The sequence below is a fragment of the Vibrio lentus genome, assembly GCF_002875945.1.
In the GTDB taxonomy this organism is placed as follows: Bacteria; Pseudomonadota; Gammaproteobacteria; order Enterobacterales; family Vibrionaceae; genus Vibrio; species Vibrio apostichopi.
Window position 1 is genome coordinate 99,397 of sequence record NZ_MCZK01000168.1, and the last position, 18,774, is coordinate 118,170.

An 18,774-nucleotide genomic window follows, 5' to 3' on the forward strand; every position below is an offset into this window, starting at 1 on the left:
TTATGATCTTAACTTTTGGGCAGTGCGACCTACAGGCCAGCCAACTTCAATCGATTCGCGTGTTGGCGATATAGCGTCACGGGATCGGTCTCAAAGAGGTGATGGATACCCAACAAGCCATTAATCTCGTCTAGGTGGTTCATTTTGTAATCATCACCAATCACTTTGCCCAAATGCGCGCTGCATGCTCCCACTAACCCGTCATTAGGTTCATTAAAAGCTAAACCAAGGATTGTCATCGCTCCGTCGGTAGGATCAAGAAGGTTGGTAAAAGTGGAAGATCCTGTCCATGAATAGTAATAAACACCGTTGTTTGCTTGCCATTCACCATCACCACACGCAGACGTCGGAACGCCTTCAGGGTAAAACTGATTGAATGTAAGCGAACCTTCAGTGGTCAACGCTTCAAGAGATGCAAGGCCATCTTGGTCAAGATCCGTTCCACCAGATAACAGGTTGATGAGCGTCGTCAATCCACCAGCCAACTTAACCGCGATACCTTCCGCAGCTGAGCCTTCTGATACGCTTCCACGCACGAGATCGGCGACTTTAGATCCTTTATGGACGCCACCAATGCTTGTCACTGAGGCAACCAGATCAGGACGAACTGATGCTACATAACGTGCTGTCGGTCCGCCGTGGCTGTGACCGACCAGATTCACCTTACTTGCCCCCGTCGCGGCTAACAGTGTTTCAACTTGAGCTAGCAATTGCTCGCCACGCACTTCAGAGCTGTTGGTCGCTGATACCTGAGCGACATAGACGCTCGCACCATCTTTGGTTAGGGATTCAGGTACGCCATAGAAGTAGTCGACACCCGCTAATGTATCGAAACCAAACAAACCATGTACCAACATAATGGGATATTTCGTTTCCGTGTATCCACTGACTTCTAATGCCGATGCGCTCGTTCCGGCATAGACACCAAAACTGGATAGACAGGCTATCGTCCAAATTAATATCTTTTTCAATGCTCTTTCCTTAAACAGATTAGACCTCTGATGAGTAAAAGAACCGTAGTTGATGATTTTATAAAACAGAAAATAACAACTTGATATTTGTGATATTGAACTTGAATTAAACAGTTGTGATGAACATTAGACAAATAGAATCAGACCAGATTTCAACACCATAAACTATTGATTATATTAACATTAAAATAAAACCAATGATGCTAAAACTTCAATTATCTTGACCAAAGATAAGCCCGATATTCACGAAAACGGCTCACCTCTTTTAGATCTACGCCGACAAACTGGCGAGTAGTAGCTCTCAGAAATCGAATATTAAGTGATAAATCTCTCTCTTCTAGTTGATTGTTTTTCAATCAGGAAGTCGTTGGAAAGTTGATACTTATACCAATTATGGAACGCCAACAACCTGAATGTATTGACGGTAATTATTGATTTTAGATATAGGTCGTACCAGTTATTTACTTATCCACTTATCAACAAGCAACAAGCAACAACGTTTTGTTTGGCTCACTAAATATCAAAGAGAATACAGTGATGAAAAATACGGCTTTAATACTCGCGTTAACCATACCATTTGGGGCTTATGCTGCAGATGACTCGATACCGACACCAGAATCGATGACATCAGCACAAGTGCTCAGCACACAAAGTTCAGAGACTTATTCTTATGTTCGATGTTGGTATCGAACCGATGCATCGCACGACTCTGCAGCTACCGATTGGAAATGGGCGAAAAAAGAAAACGGCGAAGATTACACGATCAACGGATATTGGTGGTCTTCCGTTTCTTTCAAGAACATGTTCTACAGTGATACCCCACAGTCTGAAATCAAACAGCGTTGTGAGCAGACTCTCGGCATCCAACATGACGCCGCTGACATTACCTACTTTGCCGCAGACAATCGCTTCTCTTACAATCACTCCATCTGGACCAACGATAACGCTGTTCAAGCCAATACCATCAATCGCATTGTCACTTTTGGTGATAGCCTCTCTGACACTGGCAACCTATTTAATGGCTCTCAATGGGTTTTCCCAAATGCGAACTCATGGTTTCTAGGACACTTTTCAAACGGTTTAGTCTGGACCGAATATTTAGCCAAAGCGAAAGACGTTCCTCTTTATAACTGGGCCGTGGGTGGCGCAGCAGGAACCAATCAATACGTCGCACTGACTGGCGTCTATGACCAAGTCACCTCTTACCTAACCTACATGAAAGTCGCTAAAAACTATCGCCCAGAAAACTCCTTGTTTACTCTAGAGTTTGGGCTCAATGACTTTATGAATTACGACCGAGAAGTCGCCGATGTCAAAGCTGATTTCGGCAGCGCTCTGATCCGATTAACGGAATCTGGTGCGAGTAATATCTTGTTGTTCACATTGCCCGATGCGACCAAAGCGCCGCAATTCAAATACTCGACGGAGCAAGAGAGCATTAAAGTTCGTGGCAAGATCTTAGAGTTCAACCAATTCATCAAGGCGCAGGCCGAGTATTACCAGAGCCAGGGGAAAAACGTGGTGTTATTCGATGCAAGTGCGTTATTCACCAGCATTACCGATAACCCAGAACAACATGGTTTTCGAAACGCGAGTGACGCCTGTCTTGATCTCAATAGAAGCTCAGCCGCAGACTATTTGCGAAGCCACAGCTTGACTAATGATTGCGCGACCTATGGTTCAGACAGTTATGTATTCTGGGGTGTGACACACCCAACTACCGCCACTCACAAATACATCGCAGACCATATCTTGGCGTACTCGTTCTCGACATTCAATTTCTAGCTAACAAGCTCTCTCAGTATCATCAGATACCGCCTGTAGTACTGAAAGCTAAGGCTTACACAAAATACAGATACAAAAAAACCGCCATCCTCGGCGGTTTTTGTTTACATCAACCTTTCAAAGCTAAGCTTTTAGGTCATGCAAGTTGATTACTCGTCGTCCACTTTTGGTGCGACTTTCTTCTTAGGGATAAACACGGTATCACCCACAGCCACATTTTGGTGGAAGCTCTTATCGCGCTTAACTGGTTTCTTCGGCGTTTTCTTAACTTGAGTGTTGGTCTTCTTCTTCGCAGGTCCGCCTTTAGCAAAAGCAGGTTTACGAGGCTTAATGCCTTTGAATTTACCTTTCAAGCCTTCAAGCACAGAGAAAGTAAGATCTTGTTGAAGGTAAAGCTCAACACGCTTAAAGCTATCCCAGTCTTTTGGACCAACCAAAGAGATTGCATCACCTTTGTTACCCGCACGACCAGTACGACCAACGCGGTGCACGTACTCTTCCGTATGCTTAGGCATATCAAAGTTGATAACGTGGCTTACGTTTGGAATATCGATACCACGTGAAGCAACATCGGTTGTTACCAAAATCTTGTAAACCGCACGCTCGAACTGACTCATGATGGCATTACGTTGCGTTTGGTTTAGGTTGCCGCTCAATGCCACAGCTTTAAGCTTCTTCTCGTTCAACTTATCCGTTAAACGGTCAGTATCGGCACGAGTTGCAGTGAAGATCATCACCTGACGGTATTCAGCTTCTTCAATCACACGATCCAAGATCGCTTCTTTATGATCGAGATGGTCACACAGGTAGAACTTCTGAGTGATATCTAGGTGCTGTTCGTTAGAAACACCCACTGAGATACGCTTAGGTGCGTCTAGCATTTCATTTGCAATGCCATTCACTTCAGCGTGATCAAGCGTCGCAGAGAACATCAACGTTTGACGACGACGGTGCTTAGCTGCATTCGCAATACGACGCAATTCAGGTGCGAAACCTAAATCCAGCATACGGTCAGCTTCATCAAGGATTAGCGTTTCAACACCATCTAAAAACAGTGAGCGGTGCTCAAGGTGGTCCGCAAGACGACCGGGAGTCGCAACAATAAAACGAGGGTACTTACGCAGAGCTTTAACTTGGTCGTTAAAGTTTTCACCACCTAAGATAAGTGTGGCTTCGTAAGACAGACCGCCAAGCATGCTACGCAGCTCGCCGTAAACTTGTTTTGCTAGCTCACGAGTAGGAGCCAAAATTACACCACGGGGATCTTTAGCAGAAAACGCTTTTGTTTTTAATGCTTTATGTATCATTGGCAACACAAACGCCAATGTTTTTCCTGATCCCGTTTTTGATGAAGCCAATAGATCCTTACCAGCAATAGCAACAGGGATCGCTTTTGATTGGATCTCTGTCGCCTTCTTGAAGTCGTAATGTTTTAAGTTCTTCAGTAAGCGGTTATCTAAGCCTAAATCTTTAAAGTGCAAAGGACTCTCCAGTCATGATGGTATTGAATAAAATTAATTTAACGTGACATGATACCGCGAAAGTACTTTATAAGGATAGAGATCACAGTAAATTTATCCCTTTATCTAATGTTAACCAGAATATTGTATGCACCGCGAACAAAGGGGTGACCCACCTTTGTACTGCATTATTGCCGCGCCACACACTTCATCTCAAAAGTGAGACAGATTGTGATACCTAGCTAATTACCTCAAAAATTTAGCAATTTCTTTAGTTATTGTTTTTGCAGTTAAAAAATTAGTCGCTACAATCATTAATGAAGCGACTATATGATAAAGAATGTATAGCGCATCTTTTGATGATAAATAAGCAAGGAGTTCTTATGAATAAGACGTTAATCGCAGCTGCAGCCTCAGTATTTATTTTAGCTGGTTGTTCTTCAGAGCCTGAAGAAGCAGCGGTATCAGAAATGGACCAACTAACTAACCAAGTTGCTGAGCTAAGCAGCGAAGTAGAAGCACTTAAGAGTGACAAAGCGGCTGCTGAAATGAAAGCTCAAGAAGCATCAGCTGCGGCTATGGCAGCAAAAGAAGAAGCGGATCGTGCTAACGACCGTATCGACAACATTGCTGAGTCTTACACTAAGTAGTTGAGATAGAAACTCAATGAAGCTGTAGATTTCAAAAGACGTATATACATGCAGTAAATTGACAACACCACCTCTTTTCGAGGTGGTGTTTTTTATTGAGGGAGGAATGATTCGTTTTTAAAACTCAATCACAGGCGGTGCTATTTCAACAGGCACACCATTTTGAGCAAAGATAACCGCTTTCGCCTTTGAATTAGGCAAATCTGCGTCTTCAAGCCACCATTTTAGTTCAACAGGAATTTGCAGTAATTTCTTAGAACCATCACTTCGCGTCAAAGGTTCGTGAGCTTCAACAAACACGCTTCTGTCGGGCTCCAAAGACACCTTAATCGGCTCATCGATTATTGTGACTTGTTCACCACGACTCACCTGCTCAAAAAGCCACTCAATATCTTTAGGTTCCATACGGATACACCCAGAGCTCACTCGCAAACCAATCCCAAAGTCTTTATTGGTACCGTGTATCAGATAATCACCAGCACCATAAGCAAGTCGCAATGCATATTCGCCTAAAGGATTTTCAGGCCCAGCAGGAACCACTCTTGGTAACTCTATGCCTTTCTCTAAGTACTCTTTGCGAATTGAGTTTGGAGGAGTCCAAGTTGGGTTTGGACGTTTTTGACTTATCTTGGTGATCATCTCGGGAGTATCACGCCCTACTCGACCAATCCCGACAGGGAACACATGCACCTGATTCTTCTCAGGCTCAAAGTAGTACAACCTCAACTCAGCAAGGTTAATCACAATCCCTTTTCTCGGAGTATCCGGCAGAATTAAACGGCTAGGAATGCTTAACACATAGCCTTCAGCAGGAAGAAAAGGATCGACCCCTTTGTTTGCCGCCATCAAAGAGAGAAAGCCAATATCATATTGCTTTGCAATAATAGCCAACGTTTCACCCGCCGCAACTTCATGTTGCTGTATTCTGCCCACAATACGACTTTCTTTTGGTGGCAACTCAAAAGTGGCAGCAGACACCCACGACGGAATCATCGCGCCTGCGAGTAGAGTTGTTACCAGAGGGAACAAAGTCTTTCTCACAGTAAGCAAAGCGATCTTGCGCAGCTGTGTTTTCATAGCGAGCAAAGGCGTCAAGTTAGCGCAATACGACATACAATTCCTTGGTTTGTCTTTTATCAAAGTTTAGATTATCGCTGATCAAACGTCTCTACAATGTATTGTTGTCTCTAAACTAATATGCAATAGGTTTATATTTTTAGATTTACCTGTAGATAGCTTGCAAATTACCCATACAAAATCGATTGCCTTTAAGGTTTCAACACATTTGGTTATCAATATTAATAAAACTATAATGTTGGATCTATTTTGTGACTAAAGTCTCATGGAGCCTCGTTTTAACTCGCTAATATTGCCTCAACAAAACGAATTCAATTCAATTCAACAGAATCGGTAATTTATTAAATCCTGTTCCTATAATTACCGTTTAAACTTTGGAGAACGACCATGGCTACACCTCATATTAATGCTCAAGCTGGTGATTTCGCAGAAACAGTACTTATGCCGGGCGACCCGCTTCGCGCAAAATACATTGCAGAAACATTCCTTGATGACGTGAAGCAAGTTTGTGACGTTCGCAACATGTTTGGTTACACAGGCACTTACAAAGGTAAGAAAGTTTCTGTAATGGGCCACGGTATGGGTATCCCATCATGCTGCATCTACGTACACGAGCTTATCGCTGAGTTCGGCGTGAAAAACGTTATTCGTGTAGGTAGCTGTGGTGCAGTACGTGACGACGTTAAACTAATGGACGTTGTTATCGGTATGGGTGCTTCTACTGACTCAAAAGTAAACCGTATTCGTTTCAACAACCATGACTTCGCTGCTATCGCTGATTTCGGTCTTCTAGAAGAAGCAGTAAGCCAAGCTCGTGCTCAAGAAGTTCCAGTTAAAGTTGGTAACGTATTCTCTGCAGACCTTTTCTACACTCCAGAAGCTGACCTTTTCGAAAAAATGGAAAAGCTAGGCATCCTTGGTGTTGATATGGAAGCGGCTGGTATCTACGGTGTTGCTGCGGATCTTGGTGCTAAAGCACTAACAATCCTAACAGTATCTGACCACATCATCCGTGGTGAGAAACTAAGCTCAGAAGAGCGTCAAAAATCTTTCAACGACATGATGAAAGTTGCTCTAGAGACTGCAATCAACATCTAACGATTTGATAAAAGATACATTGAAAAGCGTTACCCCGCAGCCAAGCTCATTTGGCTGCTCAAATAATCCCGAGGGGGAGATCGTGTCTAACGACAAGCTGCCAAAAGATGCGGATGGTTTGCAACTCAACTTTTGTAAAACATTGGCGTGTGACAACTTTGGCTTGAGCGATGCAAAACGATATGTTTTGCAACACGCTAACCCTAAGCGTCCAGCGATGGTTTGTCGTGAATGTGGAGCTTTCCCCCCCTTACTTAACAATCGTGAAGTGTTAAGCGAACTTCATCGCCTGAGACAACTTCACAGCGATGGCCTTCCTGCTTGCCGCAATGATGATTGCGATAACTTTGGCCTATCGGTTCACACCCACAAACATCTTTATCATGCCTTCGGTTACAGCGGTGACAGGCAGCGTTATCGATGCAAAGACTGCCAATCAACCTTCGTTGATAAGTGGTCTGGATCCAATAAAAAACTTCAGTTTCAAGAGAACCTTATGGGCTTATTGTTCATGGGTTATTCTGTACGTGAAATCTGTAGAAAATTAGAGATCAATCCAAAGACTTTCTATGATCATGTTGACCATATCGCCAGCCGTTGTCGTCGCAAATTAGCGATGATCGATGCTCGATGGGTTAATCATGCCAAAGACTATCAATTCGCTTCCCATTATCAGCGCTTACAACCACAAAGTAATAACGGTGTGGTCTGGATAGCAACGGGCGAGGCGCATTCTGGCTATATCCTTTGCCAACATGTCAATTACTCTCAAAATGAAGAGCCTTCGGGAAATGTTGACCACAACCCGTACGACGATGTGGCACGCTTTGTCTCAAAAGACCACTCATCAGAGGCAAACCTCGAACTTCCTCAACCTTCTGAGAAGTTGAAAGAGCGTATTGAGCAGCAGTATCAAGTGATCCTCGCGAGAGGCAACGTTGAGGACCCTATGGGTAACCTCACTACGTTTAGCTATCCGTCTAAAGGGGCACTCATTCGACCGCCTTACACCTCTTATGCACACTTCTTACATGTGTTGGATATGTGTGACGAGCATAAGCATGTCGCCATTTATATGCCACAAGACCCATTACTAAGATCTGCCGCCCTAAGCGTTTGCTTGCCGCGCATACAGAGTCAAAATATTGACCTTATGTATGTAGAGGAAGATCCAGGCTGGCAAGACGATCAAAGTTTTGAAAAGATCGACATTGTGCACATGAGTTGGTGGCGCGATCGTTGGGCTATTGCCAATCAAGGTGATAACCAGAAAGGCATTTGCTACCTAACAGGTAACAATCCAGAGCCAAAACAGTGGTTTAACACCGCATCCATTCAACAAACTAAGTTCTATCAACAACGCTTCCAAGTTCTGTTTGATAGCTTCATTAATGAGCCTAGACGTAAGCTTCGTCCAGGTGGCATTCTTCCATTACTCGACATATTCAGAGCTTGGCACAATCTGTGCTACCAAGATAAGCAAGGGCTAACTGCGGCACAACGTTTAGGCGTAACTGAGCAGCCATTAACCCTAAAGCAACTACTTTCATAGACACCTATAAACTAGACATTTATTTGGGAACTCATTGATTTTAAAGCAACAACATGAGGTAACACCCATAAATGGAAAAGATACATGTTCCTTACATGCTCTACGAAAGATAATTAGTGCTTATCCTAAACCACACTCTTATAATGATTGTGTTATCAATATGTTCGATAATTATGGATCTAAGCCTTGGACAAAAATCAGTACCTTCTTGAAACAGAACTAGAACAACTCAAAACTCGTGTCGACTCTGAACCGTTGGTGATCCTTGAGATTGCACAACAGTGCCTCGTCAGGTCAGAGCAAGTTCTGTTTGAAGAGGGCGCGATCCAGTCGCTGATGCTGATGGCAAGATGCAGCTGGAACCTGATGGATTACCAGACAGGTTTAAAGCACATCAAAGAAGCCTACAAACGACAGAACCGCTTAGACACCGACCTTTTCCTCCCTGAAATCCTTCACTTACATGCGCTCCAGTTCTGGGGACAAGCCAAATATTATTCAGCTCAACAATTTTGGATCAATGCCTTAGAGCAATCCGCGTTGGTTGATGAAGTTGAGATACAAATTGAATGCTTGATTGGCCTCGGCAATATTTGGCGAATGACTCACGAATACAAGCTAGCCCGCTCAACCCACCAGCTCGCCGTGAAAGTGGCGAACATTAGCCGAATTGGCTGGTTAGAGGGCAAGGCGAGAATACTACTCGCTTGGGATTACTACCTGCTCAACAATTACGTTGAGATGTTATCGGTACTGGATGGGGCGGAAGAAGCACTTAAAGAACATAAAGATAACACCTGGCATGTCGAAGTTTGGGACTTTAGAGGCCTTGCCCTGCTTGGCTTAGAACGCTTAGACGATGCAGAACGAGCGACAGCCAAAGCGCATACACTTGCAGTCGAGCACAACCTAATTTGGATGAAGGCGCACTCTTATATCAGTCGAGCTCGATTAGAACTTCTGAGAAAAAGACCTGAACACGCCGCTGAGTTGCTCAAACTTGCTGAACAATCTGCAAACGAGTTCGACAATGGTGAATTGCTGAGCCAGATCTGCTATCAACAATCTTTGGTTGCAGAAGAAAACCAAGATTTTAAAGCTGCATTAATCGCCTTCAAGAAATACCGTCAATATTCTATCGGTATGCTTCGTGAACAAACGACACGTGTTGGCTTAGATAAAGCGCGAAGCTCAAAACGCCAACTTGAACAAAGAGCACGAAAGCTTATAAACCGCATTCGTGGTCAACATGAATACGATCCAGAAAAGCACTTTTCCTTTGTTGTCTCTGAGACGTTTTGGTGGGAGCAATTGGTTCTCTTCAAAACAGAGCTCAAACGTTCGAATCACAGCATCATCATGTTTCAACACGTAGATCCCGACTACTTAGATGTCTGTACAGAAATCGCTCATACCTTATGTAATCAAAACGATTTCATTTCAAGGCTGAGCTCTGAACGTGTTGCACTGATGCTTTCCGAGAAAGATGAGGCGGCAGAGCAAACCTTCAAAACTCTAACCACCATGCTTGATATGTTCCCTTGGCATCGAAAAGGATTAAAAGGTTCAAAACCTACCGTCAGCCTCAATGACATTTTGACGTTCCCGTTCACTCTTGAACAACTAGAAGAAGATGATGATGCCGAGGTAAGAGATTGATGGAAACGCTATTAAGTAAGATCACTGACGCAGGTTTAGATCCGTCATCGGTATCGGGCGAAGAAGCGATCATATTCTGGGACCACATTCGCCAGCACGTTTCGACAACCAAAACAGAACAAGCACACTGCTATATCATCAGCTCGGAATACCGTGCTGAATTGCAACAAAACCAAGCCAGTATTGATGAACTCAGATTGGCACTCGACCTGCTCCACTTACCTACCGACATCGAAGACATCCTTACGGTGAAAACCAGCCTAAGTGATCGTCTCGTCGAAATTGGTGACTACACCTCAGCCCTGAATGAATTCGTCAGCTCATCATCAATCGCTGTTGAACATGGCTACATTGATGAGTACGTAATGGCCATTTTGGGAATGGGCAACCTGTGTGATGCCTATGGTGATCACAGCCGAGCGCTACGCTACTATCAAAAGATCAATAGCATCGATCACGCAATCAGCAGTCGTTCACTTCGTCTTAAATTCAAGCTGCATATGGTGGCGAGCCTTCTGCTACTCAATCGTATTACGGCGGCAACGGATTTGCTCAACGAATGTGAAGAGCTGAGTATTCTCGTCAGCGACAAGTTGTTGACCGCACAGATAGCGCTTTATCAAGCTAAGGTGCTTCGTGCTAAGAAAAAGTACCATGAAGCACTGCGCTGCCTATCTAAGGTTCAGTATTCAGCAAAGAACACACAAGCAAGCTGGTTAACCACCATGACTCGCTTAGAGCTGGCACGCTGCTTAAGTGCAATCAATAAGCAAGAATACGCAAGTATGATCTTATCGAGTACAGACAAACGAGTTAAAGATTACTCGTCTCCCGTGCTTGCAAAGCGTTTCTATGATTCATTGAGTGATGTGTGTATGAATCAAGGCCACTTCCAAGAGGCGCTGAGCTATGAGAAGAAAGGCTACCGCATAGAAACGGACTTAATGAAGCAGATTCCAATCAGTGAGCTTGGTGCAAGTCAATTGCGTCGCCTTTCTCGCTTCGAGCTGAAACTCAAGCTGATCTTATCTGAACAAGAAAATAGAGAACTCAAAGAAACTACTGAGCAGCACAAAAATGCCGTTGCTCAACTGCAACAAGACGTTTTCACCGATCCGCTGACGGGTTTGCATAACCGTCGATGGCTAGATGTGAAACTGAAAGACATGTTGCTGCACGAAACGCCTTTCGCATTAATGGTGGTTGATATTGACCACTTTAAGTCAATCAACGACGAACTCAGCCACTTAGTGGGCGACAAAGCGATTGTAAGCGTGTCTCAAGAACTTAGTGCCTACTTCAAGTTTAGAGGTGCATCTTGTGTCCGGTTTGGTGGGGAGGAATTCTTGGTCATCCTTGAGAACACCAACCTTGCTAAAGCAGAAATGCACTCGGAAAATTACCGCGAACGAATCTTCCAATTTGGTTGGCATGAGATACTGGGCGAACGCGGTTTAACGGTCAGTATTGGTATCACGTTACATCGCGAAGGGGAGAATACTCAACGTACCTTCTATCGTGCAGATAAAGCCTTATACCGAGCGAAGGCCAATGGTCGAAATCAGGTCTGCACTGAGTAGTTGCAATCAAGAGAGCATGATCTGAGAGTAACGATATAGATGAGAGAAAGTACAGACTAACTCTCATTCAGTGCAGCACTACTCTCAAATAACCTTCAATCTAGTGAAGTTATTGATAGCAATAGACTATTGATAGAAAAACAGAGAGATCCCACCTAAAGCGACAAGCGTCCCGATGATACTTTGCTTTGACACCTTTTCCCCTTTAAGCGCATAGATCACCAAAATAAAGACGGGGCTGGTCGCTATCAATGTCTGTGCAATCGCAGGATTGGCATTTTTCAACGCCACTTGCTGCAGCCATAAAGCGAGGAACGTCCCAACAAAGATTGCCCCGAGAAGCCAAAGCTTATCAAGCTTAGTCATCGCCCATAGGTCTCTTTTTATTGACGAATATGGTTTCTTCTCTACAAAAGGGATAATGAGCATTACAGCCAACACACCAATCGTCAGGCGAATCAAAGCGCCTAACAACGGCGGAATATCACCCGCCACTAAAGCATAATGGGAAATAACCACGCCCGAAGCCTGACACACGCTCGCCACAAGTCCGTATCCAATGCCGCTCCATTGCGTTTTGTCACTGGATTCTCCGCTCACCGATTTGGAAGGTTGAAACACAACAAAAGTGACTGCGAGCGTGGTGATTACAACACCCAACCAGCTTTGTAAGGTCAAAGCTGCACCGAGGAACATCAACGCCAGCACACCTGAAAGCGGAGGAGCCAAAGATTCAAGTAACAGAGTCTTGTTGGCACCTATTCTTCTCAACGCCGCAAAATAGGCACTGTCTCCAATCGCAATTCCGATAACACCAGAGATAGCCAATATCCAAAAGTGGTTAGCACTCAGTTCAAACTCTGGCATCGGAATAAGAGGCATCACAAGCAGCATCATTCCTGAAGCGACTACACCTTTAACAATATTCAGCTGCATCGCAGAAAAACGATGCCCAAACTGTCCATAAATCCATGTCGCACAGGCCCACACGATCGCAGCACCAATAGCAGCCAATTCACCTATATACATCCGAATTTATCCTTTGTGGTTATGCACGTCATTTAGAACAAAACTCTTTGTCAAACCAATGTCTTTATCAAACCAATGCCTTCATCGCTTCAACTGAATTACCTAACTCAATGCCCCAAATACGCCAAATACACCAAATACACCACCAAGCGTGGTTACTATTTTATAAGATTCAATAATGATTTTGTTCGCATTAGAAGCGAAAACACATTATTTGTAACTCGGTAAATCATTTTTATAACAATTACTTGGATGATAGCGTACTATATTTATAACTAATATCTAACATTACAAGGACCTGTTATGTTTTTAGACTATTTTGCTCTCGGTCTACTCATTTTCGTAGCATTAGTAATCTTTTACGGCATCATCGTTATTCACGATATTCCCTATGAAATAGCGAAAGAACGCAATCACCCTCATCAAGATGCTATTCATGTCTCAGGCTGGGTTAGCCTATTCACCTTACACACTATTTGGCCATTTCTTTGGATTTGGGCCACGCTCTGGCGTAAAGATCGCGGTTGGGGTTTTGCCAAACTTGAAGAAGAACAGCACGACATTCATCATCGTGTCGATATTTTAATTGATCAAGTCAGCACCCTCCAGGAAGAAATCGCGCAACTCAAACAAGCCGACTCAGTGAAAGAGAATCAAGCTAAAGATCATAATAACGTTCAAGATCAGGAGGTTAAGTAATGGATTTACTGCTGATAATGACCTATGCGGCGCTTTGTATCACCATTTTCAAGGTGTTCAATATCCCGCTAAATAAGTGGACAGTACCCACTGCCGTTCTTGGTGGTGTGATCATCGTAGGTACCCTCATTCTGCTGATGAACTACAACCACCCTTTCACGCAAATCGGTAACCAAGTTTACTCAACCACACCTGTCGTTTCAGGCGTTAGAGGTAAAGTTATCGAAGTTCCTGTAGAGGCAAACAAACCTCTTAAGCAAGGGGATATTCTTTTCAAAATCGACCCTATTCCATTTGAAGCAGAGGTCGCAAGATTAGAGGCAAAAGTAAAAGAAGCAAGCCAAGGTGCCCTTGGAATGGAGTCTGAAGTCACTGAAGCAGAGGCTGCAAAAATCAAAGCTATTGCAGAAAGAGATAAGGCCCAACGTGAGTTCTCTCGTTACAAGCGCGGTTATGACAGTGGCGCCTTTACCGAACAGCAATTAGACACTCGTAGACAAGCTTATAAGGCATCAGAAGCCGCAGTAAAAGTTGCAGACGCGAATCTAGAACAAGCAAAAATTTCTTTGGATTCTGAAATCGGTGGCGAAAATACCGCTGTTTTAAGTTTATTAGCTGAATTGCGTAAAGCTCAGTTCGACTTAGAACAAACCGTAGTAAGAGCTCCAACCGATGGTTATGTCACTCAATTAGCGCTTCGTCCAGGCGTGATGGCTGTTCCTCTTCCTCTCGCACCAGTGATGACCTTTGTTCACACTGAAGCTCAGTTTTATACGGCTGCGTTTAGACAAAACTCATTACAGCGCCTACAAACAGGGTTTGAAGCAGAGTTCTTGTTCAGAGCATTACCAGGAAAAGTGTTTAAGGGCCGAATTGATGAAGTGATTCCAGCGATTGGTGAGAGCCAATTCCAAGCGCGTGGTGCATTACTTGGAACTGAAGCACTGCGTACCAGTGGCCGCGTGTTCGTTAAGTTGACCATCACCGATGACCTGTCTGACTACCATTTACCTATGGGTACCGCGGTTGAAGTAGCAGTATATTCTGACAGTTTCACTCACGTGTCTATCATGCGTAAGGTACTTATTCGCATGAAGAGCTGGCAGAATTACCTATACCTAGATCACTAAGCTATCCATACCTAGATCTTAAGTAGACCTAACATATTGTTAATATGAATGAAAAGGCCAGACTCGTTCTGGCTTTTTTTGTTGACCAATTAACCACAAAATCGTGCATTCTTTGAGATATTCCCACGTTCGGATGGAATTTTAGACATCTAGACACTTACCTTCCCTTATGGAAGGGTTCTACTATATAATGCGCGCCTTATTTTTATATTTGCCCAAAAAACGATCTCATTGAGACACATATTAATAGTGGCGAATATTGGTTCTTTATTATGCTTTATCTTTCAGTATTCGAGGTTATCTATGAACTTTTCAGCTAAAACAGTCGTCGTTATCGCTATTGGCGCGGCACTGTACGGCATTGGTGGTTTACCTATGTTTGGTGTCCCAGTGTTTGCTAACACGACATTAAAGCCAGCAATGGCAGTTCTAGCACTGTTTTCTGTTCTGTTCGGCCCGATTGTTGGCTTCTTGGTTGGCTTTATTGGCCACTGGGTAACGGACTTGTTCGCAGGTTGGGGCGTATGGTTAACTTGGGTGTTAGGATCAGGCATCGTAGGTATGGTTATCGGTCTGTTCCCGATGGTAACCAAAAACCGCCTTCAACAAGGCGAACTGCCAATGAAAGACTTTGCGTTGTTCGTTGTACTTGCCCTTATCGGTAATGTTGTCGGATATGGCTGTTCTGCATTCTTAGATACTATTCTTTACGCAGAACCGTTCACGAAAGTCTTCACTCAACTGTCTATTATCGCTGCGGGTAATACCGTTCTGATCGCTGTTGTTGGTTTCTTGATCCTTAAATCAGTCGCTAAACGCAATAAGCAAAGCCGCAACCTGACTGAGGCATAAGCGATAATGACTATAGCATTTTCGAACTTCTCTTTTAGATATGAGTCGCTGGATAAACCGACGCTAAAAAATATCAATCTAAGGATAGAGAAAGGAGAGAAAATCGTCATTATTGGACCGAGTGGGAGTGGTAAATCAACCCTAGGTCAGTGTCTCAATGGTCTGATACCTCATGCCATTAAAGGTGAAGTAACCGGCTCTTTAGAGATCAACGGCAAGAACATTTCTGAGTTTTTGATGCACGACTATACCGAGCAAGTCGGTACGGTATTGCAAGATACTGATAGCCAATTTGTGGGGTTAAGTATTGGCGAAGATATCGCATTCGCATTAGAAAACCAGTTGATGTCGAACATTGATATGTACCCGTTAGTTAAGTCGACTGCAAAAATGGTCGACCTAGCGGATATGCTTGAACGTTCTCCACACGACCTTTCAGGCGGCCAGAAACAACGAGTTTCGTTAGCCGGCATTCTAGTCGATGATGTCGATATCTTGCTGTTTGATGAACCTCTAGCGAGCCTTGACCCTAAAACAGGCAAGGCAACGATTGAGATCATCGACCAGCTTCATAAAGAAACCAACAAGACTATCGTGATTATCGAACACCGCCTTGAGGATGTTCTGCATCGCGATATTGATCGTGTGATCTTAATGGAGCGTGGTGAAATCGTCGCGGACATGATACCCGATGAAATCTTAGCTTCTGAACTACTTGATAAACACGGTATTCGTGAACCTCTTTATCTGTCTGCGCTTAAAGCAGCGAAAGCACCTCTGACTAGCGAAGATAAGCTTTCAAACCTCAAAGCTTTGGATTACAAAAGATTCCGCCCTTCAGTACAGGGTTGGTTTGCTGAACGCCCTGCACCGCTAGCAGAGAAGCAGTACACGCCTTTACTCGAAGTACATGGCCTGACTTACTCTTACGACGGCGAAAAGAATGCGCTTGAAGATGTCAGCTTCAAGATTGGCAAGGGTGAGTTTGTTTCAATACTGGGTAAAAACGGCTCGGGTAAGTCCACCATCACCAAGATTGTTATGGGTGTGATTGATGCTGATTCAGGGTCTTCATATCTGAATGGAGAAGACTTATCTGAACTTTCTATCTTTGAAAGAAGTCAGAAAGTCGGTGTAGTAATGCAGAACCCGAACCATATGATCTCGCATCATATGATTTTCGACGAGATTGCATTTGGCCTTCGTAACCGCGGCGTTGCAGAAGATCAAATAAAACAAAAAGTTGAGAACGTTCTTGAGCTATGTGGACTAAGCAAGTTCCGTCACTGGCCCATCGAAGCTCTAAGCTATGGTCAGAAAAAACGCGTGACGATTGCCTCTATCTTAGTATTGGAGCCTGAGCTTCTTATCTTAGATGAACCTACAGCTGGTCAAGATTACCGTAACTACACATCGATGCTGGCGTTCATTCAAAAGCTCAATCGCGACTTAGGCATCACCGTTGTGATCATCTCACACGATATGCACCTCGTTCTAGAGTACACCACACGTTCGATTGTGATTGCAGACAGCAAGCTGATTGCCAATGCCGCGATGACGGAAGTTTTCAGTCAGCCATCGCTGTTGGAACGCGCAAACCTTTGTACCACCAGCATTTATGAACTCGCGACTATGATGAAAATTGACGACACCAATGCATTTATGCAGTACTTCATCGACTACGAGAGAAGCGCTCAATGAATGCATCAAAAGTAAAATTCGGCATCAATTACATTGATACAAAATCGCCGCTGCATGCTCTTAACGGCATAACGAAGTTTGCACTCTTCTTGGCTTGGGTAACCGTTGTCCTTACAACCTTCGATCTTAGGCTCATTGTTGTTTTGATCCTGACTGGCTTATACCTATTGAAGCTGACTCAAGTTCCAGTACGTGTGTACAAGCCGCTGTTGATTGGTACGGCAAGTGTTCTGAGCCTCAACGCCTTATTTATGTATTTACTGGCCCCACAACAAGGTCCTGAACTCATCGGTAGCGAAACTCTGATGTTGACGCTTCCTGGCAACTATTCATTGAGCCAAGAGACACTGTTTTACTTAGTGACTGTCACGCTCAAGTACATGAGTATGTTCCCGATAGCGTTGATCTTTGTCTTCACGACCCATCCAACTGAGTTTGCAGCAAGCCTTAACCGTATCGGTGTTCCTTACAAGATTGCGTATGCGGTGAGCTTAACATTGCGTTATTTGCCTGAAGTTAAAAAAGACTTCATCAATATCATGCATGCTCAACAGGCTCGCGGCGTCGAACTATCAAAGAAAGCACCACTAATCACTCGCATCAAAAATGTTGCTAAAGTGTTAGGCCCATTGATTTTTTCGAGCTTGGACAGAGCAGATGAGATTTCAAATGCGATGACACTGCGCGGTTTTGGACGACACAAAGCACGTGCTTGGTACAGCTATGCACCTCTCAAACGAGTCGACTATATGTGCTTGGCAGTCATCACCTTGATAGTGATATTGGCTATTGTAAAACGTATTGTTGAACCTGAATTATTTTGGTATCCATTCTAGTTCTTATTTACCATATATAAACAACAGCTTAAAATAACACACCGCTCAATAGAGCGGTGTTTTTGTATCGGCTCAAAGCTGATTAAAATTCAAGCGAACGATCTATCTTTATCGACTTTTGACGATATACTGACGTTTTATTTACCTATATGGTTTGAGATCTCTATCAGAAACTCTTAATATATGTTGTTTACAGAATGTTACACTCAATAGAGATTTGTAATGGCTCGAATTACTCAAGTACAGAAACTAGAAAACCAAAAGCACTACGATGAAATCGTACTAAACCTTTTTCTGGCTGAAGGACATGAAGCACTAACTTATGCAAGGATTGCTCAAGAAATTGGCATTAGTTTAACGACGCTTCAGGGCTATTATTCATCGACACGCGCTATCCGCTCAGTGCTTCACAAGCACATGTTATCGATTGTTATCGAGAGCCTCGACTTCTCTTCAGAGGAGGTATTTGTTAAATCTTGGCAAGACGCTCTAGATAACGAACGGTTCCGATACGTGATTAAATTGATGTTTTTCCACGCATCACAAGTAAAGAGTCCAGAAGAATTTAAGTCAATTTCGTGAGAAGATGTTTGAGAGCTTTGGGACCGATTCGGTTCGTATCCTTGAAACTGTCGTAGGTCGCTCAATGTTCTATCTAACGAATTTCAACAAGCATTAAGCCAAACAGATAGAAA

The 18,774-nt window shown here is 43.7% G+C and carries 15 protein-coding genes and 1 pseudogene; 12 read left to right on the top strand and 4 right to left on the bottom strand.

Features of this window, described 5'->3' with window-relative positions:
* Positions 1–29: 29 nt before the first annotated feature.
* Complete coding sequence (locus BCT49_RS22465) at positions 30–971, bottom strand: lipase family alpha/beta hydrolase (protein WP_102438322.1); 942 nt, start codon at positions 969–971, stop codon at positions 30–32.
* 537 nt (positions 972–1,508) lie between these two features.
* Between BCT49_RS22465 and BCT49_RS22470 the strand changes: the two genes are divergently transcribed.
* A complete protein-coding gene (locus BCT49_RS22470; protein WP_102438324.1) occupies positions 1,509–2,756 on the top strand; it encodes an SGNH/GDSL hydrolase family protein in 1,248 nt (415 codons plus the stop codon).
* 149 nt (positions 2,757–2,905) lie between these two features.
* On the opposite strand, the gene BCT49_RS22475 is transcribed toward BCT49_RS22470, so the two are convergent.
* Positions 2,906–4,237, bottom strand: coding sequence for a DEAD/DEAH box helicase (locus tag BCT49_RS22475; protein ID WP_017104563.1), 1,332 nt, complete (start codon positions 4,235–4,237; stop codon positions 2,906–2,908).
* A gap of 362 nt (positions 4,238–4,599) precedes the next feature.
* Here BCT49_RS22475 and BCT49_RS22480 point away from each other — a divergent pair, with 362 nt between their 5' ends.
* On the top strand, positions 4,600–4,866 hold the full coding sequence (locus tag BCT49_RS22480; RefSeq protein WP_004732066.1) for an Lpp/OprI family alanine-zipper lipoprotein: 267 nt from the start codon (positions 4,600–4,602) through the stop codon (positions 4,864–4,866).
* A 117-nt stretch (positions 4,867–4,983) separates the two neighbouring features.
* On the opposite strand, the gene BCT49_RS22485 is transcribed toward BCT49_RS22480, so the two are convergent.
* Positions 4,984–5,979, bottom strand: coding sequence for a L,D-transpeptidase family protein (locus BCT49_RS22485; RefSeq protein ID WP_102438326.1), 996 nt, complete (start codon positions 5,977–5,979; stop codon positions 4,984–4,986).
* Between the two features lie 351 nt (positions 5,980–6,330).
* On the opposite strand from BCT49_RS22485, the gene deoD reads away from it, so the two are divergent.
* The 4 genes from deoD to BCT49_RS22505 all read left to right on the top strand — a co-directional run bounded on the left by deoD (position 6,331) and on the right by BCT49_RS22505 (position 11,832).
* The gene (gene deoD / locus BCT49_RS22490) at positions 6,331–7,041 is read left to right on the top strand and encodes a purine-nucleoside phosphorylase (RefSeq protein ID WP_102438328.1); all 711 of its coding nucleotides are present in this window, start codon (positions 6,331–6,333) and stop codon (positions 7,039–7,041) included.
* Positions 7,042–7,123: 82 nt separating this feature from the next.
* Entirely contained in the window at positions 7,124–8,593 is a 1,470-nt protein-coding gene (locus tag BCT49_RS22495) for a lactate dehydrogenase (RefSeq protein WP_102438330.1), read from the top strand.
* A gap of 186 nt (positions 8,594–8,779) precedes the next feature.
* Entirely contained in the window at positions 8,780–10,252 is a 1,473-nt protein-coding gene (locus BCT49_RS22500) for a hypothetical protein (protein WP_102438332.1), read from the top strand.
* A complete protein-coding gene (locus BCT49_RS22505) occupies positions 10,252–11,832 on the top strand; it encodes a GGDEF domain-containing protein (RefSeq protein WP_102438334.1) in 1,581 nt (526 codons plus the stop codon). The genes BCT49_RS22500 and BCT49_RS22505 overlap by 1 nt, the downstream gene beginning before the upstream one ends.
* A 126-nt stretch (positions 11,833–11,958) precedes the next feature.
* On the opposite strand, the gene BCT49_RS22510 is transcribed toward BCT49_RS22505, so the two are convergent.
* Positions 11,959–12,861 carry a DMT family transporter gene (locus BCT49_RS22510; RefSeq protein WP_102438336.1) on the bottom strand — a complete coding sequence of 301 codons (903 nt, stop codon included), beginning with the start codon at positions 12,859–12,861 and terminating at the stop codon, positions 11,959–11,961.
* 303 nt (positions 12,862–13,164) lie between these two features.
* On the opposite strand from BCT49_RS22510, the gene BCT49_RS22515 reads away from it, so the two are divergent.
* The 6 genes and pseudogenes from BCT49_RS22515 to BCT49_RS22540 all read left to right on the top strand — a co-directional run bounded on the left by BCT49_RS22515 (position 13,165) and on the right by BCT49_RS22540 (position 18,758).
* Positions 13,165–13,560, top strand: coding sequence for a DUF3302 domain-containing protein (locus BCT49_RS22515; protein ID WP_102438338.1), 396 nt, complete (start codon positions 13,165–13,167; stop codon positions 13,558–13,560).
* Entirely contained in the window at positions 13,560–14,690 is a 1,131-nt protein-coding gene (locus BCT49_RS22520; RefSeq protein ID WP_102438340.1) for an HlyD family secretion protein, read from the top strand. The genes BCT49_RS22515 and BCT49_RS22520 overlap by 1 nt, the downstream gene beginning before the upstream one ends.
* A gap of 303 nt (positions 14,691–14,993) precedes the next feature.
* On the top strand, positions 14,994–15,542 hold the full coding sequence (locus tag BCT49_RS22525) for an ECF-type riboflavin transporter substrate-binding protein (RefSeq protein ID WP_102438342.1): 549 nt from the start codon (positions 14,994–14,996) through the stop codon (positions 15,540–15,542).
* A gap of 6 nt (positions 15,543–15,548) precedes the next feature.
* A complete protein-coding gene (locus tag BCT49_RS22530) occupies positions 15,549–17,243 on the top strand; it encodes an ABC transporter ATP-binding protein (protein WP_102438344.1) in 1,695 nt (564 codons plus the stop codon).
* Positions 17,240–18,079: an energy-coupling factor transporter transmembrane component T family protein gene (locus tag BCT49_RS22535; RefSeq protein WP_102438346.1), complete on the top strand. Its 840-nt coding sequence runs from the start codon at positions 17,240–17,242 to the stop codon at positions 18,077–18,079. The genes BCT49_RS22530 and BCT49_RS22535 overlap by 4 nt, the downstream gene beginning before the upstream one ends.
* A gap of 222 nt (positions 18,080–18,301) precedes the next feature.
* Positions 18,302–18,758, top strand: a pseudogene (locus tag BCT49_RS22540) (TetR/AcrR family transcriptional regulator).
* The last annotated feature ends 16 nt before the right edge of the window (positions 18,759–18,774 follow it).